Source organism: Aldersonia kunmingensis (assembly GCF_001646865.1).
GTDB classification, from domain to species: Bacteria; Actinomycetota; Actinomycetes; order Mycobacteriales; family Mycobacteriaceae; genus Aldersonia; species Aldersonia kunmingensis.
In genome coordinates, this window is the sequence record NZ_LRRB01000189.1 from 18,471 (window position 1) to 28,274 (window position 9,804).

Here is a 9,804-nt window from a genome sequence, read left to right on the forward strand (position 1 = left end):
CCGGGTTTCGACCAGGACATTTCCCGCGATTTCGGGGGAAATACCGCCCATGGGGTCGGCAGCGGGTATTTCCCATGGCAGAATGGCCGCCATGACCGGACACGACGCCCTTCGCGGCGGTGGAGTACGACTCGTGGCGCGCCGCCACGTCGACTTCAAGCGTGTCTGTAGCTGTTGCTGTCTGCCCTCCTGTTGATCCGCAGACCCAACCAGCCCCCTCAGATCTCTCGGGCAGCTCGCCCGGACCAGGTCGCCAATAGAGCGCACAGCCCTGCGCTGCGTGGCGCCTGAAACACGAATCCAGGAGCGATTCCATGACGTCGACCACCGACGCCGGCCCCGTCACGGACAAGGCAGCCGCCCCGGCACGCCGCGAGCGCACCGCCAAGCCGGTCAAGCGCAAGGCGGAGGGCCAGTGGGCTCTCGGTTACCGCGAGCCGCTGAATCCGAACGAGCAGTCCAAGAAGGACGACAACCCGCTCAACGTGCGGGCTCGGATCGAGAACATCTACTCGAAGAACGGCTTCGACAGCATCGACAAGGGCGACCTGCGCGGCCGCTTCCGCTGGTGGGGCCTCTACACCCAGCGCGAGCAGGGATACGACGGCACGTACACCGGTGACGAGAACGTCGACCTGCTCGAGGCCAAGTACTTCATGATGCGAGTGCGCAGCGACGGCGGCGCACTGTCCGCCGAGCAGCTGCGCACCCTCGGCGATCTCTCCACCGAGTTCGCCCGCGACACCGCGGACCTCTCCGACCGCCAGAACGTCCAGTACCACTGGATCGAGATCGAGAACGTTCCCGAGATCTGGCAGCGGCTCGAGGCCGTCGGCCTGCAGACCACCGAGGCGTGCGGCGACTGCCCGCGTGTCGTGCTCGGGTCGCCGCTCGCGGGTGAGTCGCTCGACGAGATCATCGACGGCACCCCAGCCGTCGACGAGATCGTCCGCCGCTACATCGGCAAGAAGGAGTACTCGAACCTTCCCCGCAAGTTCAAGACCGCCATCTCGGGCCAGCAGGACGTTGTGCACGAGATCAACGACGTCGCCTTCGTCGGTGTCGAGCATCCCGAGCACGGCCCCGGCTTCGATCTGTGGGTCGGCGGCGGACTGTCCACCAACCCGATGCTCGCCCAGCGGGTCGGCGCGTGGGTGCCGCTCGACGAGGTGCCGGATGTGTGGGAAGCGGTTGTCTCGCTGTTCCGTGACTATGGCTATCGCCGCCTGCGCACGAAGGCGCGCCTGAAGTTCCTCGTGAAGGACTGGGGCATCGAGAAGTTCCGCCAGGTGCTCGAGGACGAGTTCCTGAAGCGCAAGCTGATCGACGGCCCCGCGCCCGAGCAGCCGGCCCGCCCGATCGATCACATCGGCGTGCAGCGGCTGCGCAACGGCCTCAACGCGGTGGGCTTCTCCCCCATCGCCGGCCGTGTCTCCGGCACGATCCTCACCAAGGTGGCCAACGCCGCCGAGCGGATCGGCTCGGACCGGATCCGGTTCACCCCGTACCAGAAGCTGATCGTGCTCGACGTCGCCGACGACAAGCTCGATGAGCTGATCGCCGAGCTCGAGCCGCTGGGCCTGCAGGCCCGTCCGTCGCACTGGCGCCGGAACCTGCTGGCGTGCAGTGGAATCGAGTTCTGCAAGCTGTCGTTCGTCGAAACCCGCAAGCGTTCGCAGGTGCTCGCACCGGATCTCGAGCAGCGCCTCGCCGACATCAACGAGCAGCTCGACGTGCCGATCACCATCAACATCAACGGCTGCCCGAACTCCTGCGGTCGCTCGCAGATCGCCGATATCGGCTTCAAGGGCCAGCTTGTCGACGACGGCGACGGCAACCAGGTGGAGGGCTATCAGGTCCACCTCGGTGGCAGCCTCGGCCTCGACAGCGGTTTCGGCCGAAAGCTGCGCCAGCACAAGGTGACCAGCGTCGAGATGGGCGACTACATCGAGCGCGTCGTGCGCAACTTCATCAAGCACCGCAACGAGGGCGAGCGGTTCGCCGTGTGGGCGGTCCGGGCGGAAGAGGCAGACCTGCGATGAGCGTGATCTCCACACCGAGCACGGAAGCCCTACGCCTCGTCGCCGAGCGCGGCGCGGCCGACCTCGTGGGCGCGAGCGCCGAGGAATTGCTCCGCTGGACCGACGAGACCTTCGGTCCCCGCGCCGCGGACGCCGAAGGACGGGACGGCTACATCGTCGCGTCGAACATGCAGGACGCGGTGCTCGTGCACCTCGCCACGCAGGTCCGGGCTGGTGTGGACGTGCTCTTCCTCGACACCGGGTACCACTTCGCAGAGACCATCGGCACCCGTGACGCGGTCGAAGCCGTCTACGGCGTCACCATCGTCAATGCCGCTCCCGAGCAGTCCGTCTACGACCAGAACCGGCTCGTCGGCAAGGACCTGTTCGCCTCGCAGCCCGGCGAATGCTGCCGGCTGCGCAAGGTCGTACCGCTGCAGCGCACGCTGAGCAACTACAGCGCCTGGGTCACCGGTATCCGCCGCGTCGAGGCTCCGACCCGTGCGAACGCGCCGCTGATCTCATTCGACGACGCGTTCGGTCTGGTGAAGATCAACCCGATCGCCGCCTGGTCCGACGAGGACATGCAGGACTACATCAACAAGCACGGCGTGCTGGTGAACCCGCTCGTCGAGGAGGGTTACCCCTCGATCGGCTGCGCACCGTGCACGAAGAAGCCGGAACCGGGATCCGATCCGCGAAGTGGCCGCTGGGCCGGTTTCGCCAAGACCGAATGTGGGTTGCACCAGTCATGACCGCTCAAATCACCCGCGTCGCCAACGCCGGTTTCGACACCCTCGCGGCGCTCGAGTCCGAAGCCATCCACATCTTCCGTGAGGTTGCCGGCGAGTTCGAACGCCCCGTCATCCTGTTCTCGGGCGGCAAGGACTCGACGGTGCTGCTGCACCTCGCGATCAAGGCCTTCTGGCCCGCGCCGCTACCGTTCGCGCTGCTGCACGTGGACACCGGGCACAACCTGCCCGAGGTGCTCGAGTTCCGCGACCAAATCGTGGAGCGTTACGGCCTGCGGCTGCACGTGGCCAGCGTCGAGGATTACCTCGCCGACTGCCGCCTCACCGAGCGCCCGGACGGGATCCGCAACCCGCTGCAGACCGTGCCGCTGCTCGACTCCATCACCGAGAACCGTTTCGACGCGGTGTTCGGCGGCGGTCGTCGCGACGAGGAGCGGTCGCGCGCGAAGGAGCGAATCTTCTCGCTGCGCAACGCCTTCGGCCAGTGGGATCCGAAGCGTCAGCGTCCGGAGCTGTGGAACCTCTACAACGGCAAGCACGCGCCGGGCGAGCACGTTCGCGTGTTCCCACTGAGCAACTGGACTGAGCTCGACATCTGGCGCTACATCGCGCGGGAGAACGTCGACCTCGCCAGCATCTACTACGCCCACGAGCGCCCGGTGTACCAGCGCGACGGCATGTGGATGACTCCCGGATCGTGGGGCGGCCCGTCCGACGACGAGACGCTCGAGATCCGCTCGGTGCGTTACCGCACGGTTGGTGACGGATCCACCACCGGCGCAATCCTTTCCGACGCCGCCGACAACGACGCGATCCTCGCCGAGGTGGCCGCATCCCGGCTCACCGAGCGTGGCGCGACTCGCGGCGACGACCGTGTTTCCGAAGCCGCCATGGAAGACCGCAAGCGTGAGGGTTATTTCTGATCATGAGTGACCATTTCGACCCCACCGGCCGCCCCGACACGCAGCTGCTGCGCCTTGCGACGGCAGGCAGTGTCGACGACGGCAAGTCCACGCTCGTGGGCCGGCTCCTCTACGACACCAAATCCGTTCTCGCCGACCAGATCGACGCGGTGACCCGCGCCTCGGTCGACAAGGGCCTGGCCACTCCGGACCTGTCGCTGCTCGTCGACGGCCTGCGTGCCGAGCGCGAGCAGGGCATCACCATCGACGTGGCCTACCGCTACTTCGCCACCCCGAAGCGTTCGTTCGTGCTCGCCGACACCCCGGGGCACGTGCAGTACACCCGCAACACGGTGTCCGGCGCGTCCACCGCGCAGCTGGTGATCCTGCTCGTCGACGCCCGCAAGGGTGTCATCGAGCAGACCCGCCGCCACGCGGCCGTGCTCGCGCTCCTCGGTGTGCCCAAGCTGGTGCTCGCGGTGAACAAGATCGACCTGATCGACAACCCCGGCGAGGTCTTCGCGGAGATCTCCGCCGAGTTCGGCGAGCTCACCCGCACCCTGGGCTGGTCCGATGAGGACGTGCTCGAGATTCCGGTGTCGGCGAAGTTCGGCGACAACGTCGCCAGCCGCTCCGACAAGACGCCGTACTACGACGGGCCGAGCCTGATCGAGCACCTCGAATCGGTGCCCGTCGACGCGGACACCGCCGGTCGCCACTCGATCGGCCTGCGCTTCCCGGTCCAGTACGTGATCCGCCCGCGTACCGCCGAGTACCCCGACTACCGCGGTTACGCCGGCCAGGTTGCCGCGGGTTCGGTCTCGCAGGGCGACGAGGTTGTCGTGCTGCCGTCCGGCGTCCGCACCACGGTCGAGCGGATCGACACGCCCGACGGCGAACTCGAAACCGCACAGGCAGGCCGCAGCGTCACGCTGATCCTCGCCGACAACGTGGACATCTCCCGCGGTGACACGATCGCCGCGCCGGGTGATGCGCCGGAGCCGATCGGCGAGTTCGACGCCACCGTGTGCTGGCTTGCCGAAAAGCCGCTGCGCCCAGGTGCGCGGCTGCTGCTCAAGCACGGCACCCGCACCACGCAGGCAATCGTCGGCGGACTCGTCGACCGTTTCGACGAGCAGCGCCTTACGTCCGATCCGGCACCGGAGTCGTTGGAGCTCAACGACATCGGCCGAATCACCGTCCGTGTCGCGGAGCCCATCGCGGCCGACAACTACGCGGTGAGCCGGCACACCGGCAGCTTTCTGCTGATCGATCCCGCCGGTGGCAACACGCTGGCGGCCGGACTGGTCGGCGACGTGCTCAGCGCGGTCGAGGTCGGCGAAAAGGTCTGATCGTGTTCCGCACCGTTCCAACGCCCGCGACGCCTTTAGTGGCTGTCGCGCACGGCAGTCGCGACCCGCGCTCGGCGCGGGCGATGGCTGCGGCATTGGAACGGTTGCGGGCGCGCCATCCCGAAATGGATGTGCGGCTGGCTTTCCTCGATCTGAACGCTCCCTCGGTCGGACAGGTCATCGATGCGATTGCCGTTGGGAGCGCAGCCCGCGGAGCGACCGGAACAGCAGCCGGTCACAACCGGGTGGTCGTGGTGCCGCTGCTGCTTGGCAGTGCGTTCCACGCCCGGGTCGATCTGCCCGCGATCATCGCAGACGCGCAGAGCCGGCACCCTTTCCTCGAGGTGATTACGGCCGACATCCTCGGCGCGGATGACGAACTGGTCGCCGGCGCGCGCGCCTCGGTCGCGGCGACCGGGGTCTCCCTGTCCGACCCGGACGTCGGTGTCGCGCTGTGCGCCGTTGGCTCGCGGCGTCCCGAGGCGAACGCCGTCACCACGACGGTCGCCCCCGCGGTGCTGCGCGGCACCGCTTGGCGCCATGCCCGCACCTGCTTCGCGACGGCGGTCGCGGAGCCTGCGGAGCGACCCAAGGACACCGCCGCGCCCACGGTCACCGGCGCGGTGCAGGAGCTCCGTGACGCGGGCGCTCGGTCGATCGTCGTCGTGCCATGGATGCTGGCCCCCGGCGTGCTGTGGGACCGCGTTCACAATGCCGCGGCGGAACTCGAGGAATCGGGGCTCGTCTCCTTTGCGGTACCGCTGACCGCGCACGCGGACCTCGCCACCGTGATCGAAGCGCGCTATCGCGATGCACTCGCCAATACCGCGCCCGCCCGCCGTATCGCCTGATCAAGCGCCACCGCTATCCCGCCGTCGCTGATCACAGCTCGGTAATTAGTCGCATTTCCCTGGTCGGCTCGTGTCCGGAAGATCAGACTGGATAGTGACGAGGAGGGCATCATGGGCGCTTCAGAGGTCCGGCGCGGCATCGTCGCCGGAATCGATGGATCCGATACTGCTGTCGAAGCGGCCAAATGGGCTGCCTCGGTGGCGCAGCAGTTCGAGGAACCGCTGGTGCTCACCCACCTGGTGCACAAACAGAAACGCACAGAAGGCGACGACGAGCCCGAGGAGCTGAAAGAGGCCCGGACGTTCTTGGATACCGCGGAGACGGCCGTCCGCGCCGCTGCTCCGAATGTCGTCACCGAACACCGCATCGAGGAGGGGCCGACAGCGCCCGGGCTGGTCGCGTTGTCCGAGGGTGCGCGCCTGCTCGTGCTCGGCAGCGCCGGCACCAGCGAGATGCGTGCCATGTTCGTCGGGTCTCAAGTCGTGCGGGTTGCCAACCACGCCCGCTGCCCGGTCGTCGTGTGGCGCGACAAGCCCGACGGCGAGCTGTCCGAAGGTCTCCCGGTGGTTGTCGGCGTCGACGGCAGCACACTCAGCGATGTCGCGGTCGCGCATGCCTTCGAGTTCGCGTCGTTCTTCCGCGTTCCGGTCATCGCGGTGCACGCATGGTCGGAGCAGTCCGGCATGGGGTATTCGGAGAATCGCCGCTTCATGAACTGGTCCTCACACGAGGAGCGCGAGGTTGCAGTGCTGTCCGAAGCCCTGGCTGGGTGGGGCGAGAAGTTCCCCGATGTCGATGTGGAGCGGTACGTCGAGCGCGGCAGCGCCCGATCCGCGCTTCTCGAGCATTCCGCGGACGCACAGCTCGTCGTGGTCGGCAGTCACGGCCGCAGCCCGCTCATGGGCGGGCTCCTCGGGTCGACGACGCAGAACCTTATGCACCATGCGCGGTGCCCGGTTTTGATCTGCAGGGACGCCGATCGCCGCGATGTCGGGTAATTCACAACAGCACCACGCGATGCGGCAACCAGCCGAGATATGAAAGCCCAAGTAGCGTCAAGCTTTAACTTCATCCAGATGTAATTTTCTCGAGTTTCAGCTGGTCACGGGCACTCCTATAGTGACCGCATGACGCGCCCGCCAAGCTCGTATCTCGTCTGCGCCTCACAGCGAAGTGGCTCGACCCTGCTCGTGGAATCGCTTCGTGCGACCGGTATCGCGGGCGAGCCGGAGGAGTACTTCCAGTACATCCCCGAGACCGGCCGCTCTCCGCAGCCGCGTGACTGGTTCGCGAGCGTGCACGACGAGACCATCCTGAAGCTGCTCGCGCCGCGTGTCTCCGGCACCCCTGACTCACGGACGTCCGAGCAATGGCGAGACGACCTGCTGCGAGAAGGACGGACCCCCAACGGCGTTTGGGGCGGCAAGCTGATGTGGAATCAGACTCCGCTGCTGCTCGCGCGGGCCGCCGCCCTGCCGAACCCTTCGGGTACAGACCTGCGATCGGCGATCCGGGACGTGGTCGGCGAGGTCACCTTCATCTGGGTCCGGCGTTCCGACATCGTCAAACAGGCGGTGTCGATGTGGCGCGCGGTGCAGACCCAGGTGTGGCGCGACGACGGCAATGACGGCCTCGACGATTCCGCTCAGTACCACGCCGGCGGAATCGCCTACTTGGCGGAAATGCTTCGTGGGCAAGATGATTCGTGGGAAGCGTGGTTCTCTTCCGAGGGAATCGAGCCGATCGAGGTGTCCTTCGAGGAACTCACCGCCTCCCCACAGATCACCACCGCCTCGATTCTGGAACGGCTCGGACTCGACCCATCGCTGTCCCCGCCCCCGCCACTGAAGCGGCAGAGCAACAGCCGCTCGGCGGAGTGGGTGCGCCAATTCCATGCCGATGTCGTTGAGGGTCTGCACGTATGACCACCGCGGCGATCTCACCGAACATCGACACTGTCGACGAACTTCGCGCTCTCGAAGCGGAAGCAGTGCACATCATCCGCGAGGTTGTCGCGGAGTTGGAGCGGCCCGTCCTGCTGTTCTCGGCGGGCAAGGACTCGATCGTTCTGCTTCGATTGGCCGAGAAGGCATTTCGACCCTCACCGCTGCCGTTTCCCGTGCTGCACGTCGACACTGGACACAACTTCGATGAAGTGATCGAGTTCCGCGACCGCCGGGTGACCGGCGCAGGACATCGGCTCATTGTGGCCTCAGTGCAGGACGCGATCGACCGCGGACGCGTCGTGGAGGCGACTCCCGGCGGCTCGCGAAATCGCTTGCAGACTCGGGCACTACTGGATGCGTTGGAGGAGAACAACTTCGACGCCGCATTCGGTGGTGCACGCCGCGACGAGGAACGCGCCCGCGCGAAGGAGCGCGTCCTCAGCTTCCGCGACGAGTTCGGTCAGTGGGATCCACGGGCGCAGCGGCCGGAGCCGTGGTCGCTGTACAACGGGCGGATACGCCGCGGCGAACAGGTGCGGGTTTTCCCGCTGAGTAACTGGACCGAGCTCGACGTGTGGCGCTATATCGAACTCGAGCAGCTCGAACTGCCGTCGATCTACTTCGCCCACACACGTGACGTCGTCGAACGCGACGGAATGCTGCTCGCTGTTTCCGAGTACACCCAGCCCGCGCCGGGTGAGCCGGTGCTGACCGAATCGGTCCGCTACCGCACCGTCGGCGATCTCACCATCACCGGCGCGGTGCGTTCCACGGCCACTGAGATTGCCGATGTGATCACCGAGATCGCCGCCGCGACAGTGTCCGAGCGGGGCGAGACCCGAGCCGACGACCGCACTTCCGCGGCCGCGATGGAAGACCGCAAGCGCGAGGGGTACTTCTGATGACCGAAGTGACACCAACCCGCCAACTCCTGCGCCTCGCCACCGCGGGCAGCGTCGACGACGGCAAGTCCACGCTGATCGGGCGCCTGCTGCACGATACGGACAGCCTGCCGCTCGACCACCTCGCTGCCGTGGTGGACGAGGAGTCGGGTGAAGCCGACCTCGCGGCACTGTCGGACGGCCTGCGTGCCGAACGCGAGCAGGGCATCACCATCGACGTTGCCTACCGCTTCTTCTCCACCCCGACGCGGAACTACATCCTCGCCGATACCCCGGGACACGAGCGGTACACCCGCAACATGTTCACCGGCGCATCCAACGCGCACGTCGCCGTGCTGCTGATCGACGCACGCGCGGGTGTGCTGCGCCAGACCCGGCGCCACGCCCGGATCGCCTCGCTGCTCGGCGTGCACCACCTCGTCGCCGCGGTGAACAAGATCGACCTCGTCGATTTCGACAAGGACCGCTACGCGGAGGTGCAGGCGCAGGTCCACGACCTCGCCGAACGGCTGGGCGTGGCGACGCCGCAGGTCATCCCGATGGCCGCCAAGGCCGGCGACAACGTCGTGCATCGCAGCGACAACACGCCCTGGTACGAGGGACCGACGCTGCTCGACTACCTCGAGGACGTCGAACTGCACGCGCCGAACCCGGTCCGCGCGGAACTGCGATTGCCGATCCAATGGGTATCGCGCCCGAGCGGGACCGAGCGCCGCCGCTACACCGGACGCCTCTCCGCCGGCACCCTTTCCGTCGGCGACAAGGTGACGGTGCTGCCCTCTGGGAACAGCAGCACCGTGACCGCGCTGGACACCCTCGACAACGACCGCACGGTCGCCGTCGCGCCACTATCGGTCGCCATCAGCCTCGCCGATGACATCGATATCGGGCGCGGCGACATCGTGGTGTCCGCCGCGGAGGATGCCCACCTGCCCGTCAGCGCACGGGAACTCGACGCAACCGTGTGCTGGCTCGCCGACAAACCGCTGCGTGCCGGCGATCGTGTCTCGCTCAAGCAGACCACCCGCACTGTCCGCGCGACCGTCCAGGAACTGCACCGGCTCCTCGACCCAGAAA

10 protein-coding genes are annotated in these 9,804 nt (G+C 67.1%); all 10 read left to right on the plus strand.

Translation table 11 applies throughout. From position 1 onward, the window contains the following. Positions 1-91 precede the first annotated feature (91 nt). Positions 92-196, plus strand: a complete 105-nt coding sequence (locus A8G08_RS28490) for an Ms4527A family Cys-rich leader peptide (protein WP_425394558.1) — start codon at positions 92-94, stop codon at positions 194-196. A gap of 118 nt (positions 197-314) precedes the next feature. Continuing rightward, entirely contained in the window at positions 315-2,042 is a 1,728-nt protein-coding gene (locus tag A8G08_RS14380) for a nitrite/sulfite reductase (RefSeq protein WP_068275152.1), read from the plus strand. Further along, the gene (locus tag A8G08_RS14385; protein ID WP_068275155.1) at positions 2,039-2,776 is read left to right on the plus strand and encodes a phosphoadenylyl-sulfate reductase; all 738 of its coding nucleotides are present in this window, start codon (positions 2,039-2,041) and stop codon (positions 2,774-2,776) included. Before A8G08_RS14380 ends, A8G08_RS14385 begins: the two co-directional genes overlap by 4 nt. Further along, complete coding sequence (cysD, locus tag A8G08_RS14390) at positions 2,755-3,696, plus strand: sulfate adenylyltransferase subunit CysD (protein WP_068275158.1); 942 nt, start codon at positions 2,755-2,757, stop codon at positions 3,694-3,696. Before A8G08_RS14385 ends, cysD (A8G08_RS14390) begins: the two co-directional genes overlap by 22 nt. A 2-nt stretch (positions 3,697-3,698) precedes the next feature. After that, the gene (locus A8G08_RS14395) at positions 3,699-5,027 is read left to right on the plus strand and encodes a sulfate adenylyltransferase subunit 1 (protein WP_068275161.1); all 1,329 of its coding nucleotides are present in this window, start codon (positions 3,699-3,701) and stop codon (positions 5,025-5,027) included. Positions 5,028-5,029: 2 nt separating this feature from the next. Then, positions 5,030-5,878, plus strand: coding sequence for a sirohydrochlorin chelatase (locus A8G08_RS14400; RefSeq protein ID WP_281182153.1), 849 nt, complete (start codon positions 5,030-5,032; stop codon positions 5,876-5,878). A gap of 111 nt (positions 5,879-5,989) precedes the next feature. Further along, positions 5,990-6,877, plus strand: a complete 888-nt coding sequence (locus tag A8G08_RS14405; protein WP_068275164.1) for a universal stress protein — start codon at positions 5,990-5,992, stop codon at positions 6,875-6,877. Between the two features lie 129 nt (positions 6,878-7,006). Beyond that, positions 7,007-7,804: a trehalose 2-sulfotransferase gene (stf0, locus tag A8G08_RS14410; RefSeq protein WP_068275167.1), complete on the plus strand. Its 798-nt coding sequence runs from the start codon at positions 7,007-7,009 to the stop codon at positions 7,802-7,804. After that, entirely contained in the window at positions 7,801-8,727 is a 927-nt protein-coding gene (gene cysD / locus A8G08_RS14415; RefSeq protein WP_068275169.1) for a sulfate adenylyltransferase subunit CysD, read from the plus strand. Before stf0 ends, cysD (A8G08_RS14415) begins: the two co-directional genes overlap by 4 nt. Continuing rightward, positions 8,727-9,804 (plus strand): sulfate adenylyltransferase subunit 1 (locus A8G08_RS14420; protein ID WP_187344468.1); only part of this gene is annotated, 1,078 nt, incomplete at its 3' end. The genes cysD (A8G08_RS14415) and A8G08_RS14420, both read left to right, overlap by 1 nt.

Bases quoted from the DNA above. Each gene is read 5' to 3' on its own strand.
- cysD (WP_068275158.1), top strand. From the start codon at position 2,755: ATGTGGGTTGCACCAGTCATGACCGCTCAAATCACCCGCGTCGCCAAC.
- A8G08_RS28490 (WP_425394558.1), top strand. From the start codon at position 92: ATGACCGGACACGACGCCCTTCGCGGCGGTGGAGTACGACTCGTGGCG.
- A8G08_RS14395 (WP_068275161.1), top strand. From the start codon at position 3,699: ATGAGTGACCATTTCGACCCCACCGGCCGCCCCGACACGCAGCTGCTG.
- A8G08_RS14385 (WP_068275155.1), top strand. From the start codon at position 2,039: ATGAGCGTGATCTCCACACCGAGCACGGAAGCCCTACGCCTCGTCGCC.
- A8G08_RS14380 (WP_068275152.1), top strand. From the start codon at position 315: ATGACGTCGACCACCGACGCCGGCCCCGTCACGGACAAGGCAGCCGCC.
- stf0 (WP_068275167.1), top strand. From the start codon at position 7,007: ATGACGCGCCCGCCAAGCTCGTATCTCGTCTGCGCCTCACAGCGAAGT.
- A8G08_RS14405 (WP_068275164.1), top strand. From the start codon at position 5,990: ATGGGCGCTTCAGAGGTCCGGCGCGGCATCGTCGCCGGAATCGATGGA.
- cysD (WP_068275169.1), top strand. From the start codon at position 7,801: ATGACCACCGCGGCGATCTCACCGAACATCGACACTGTCGACGAACTT.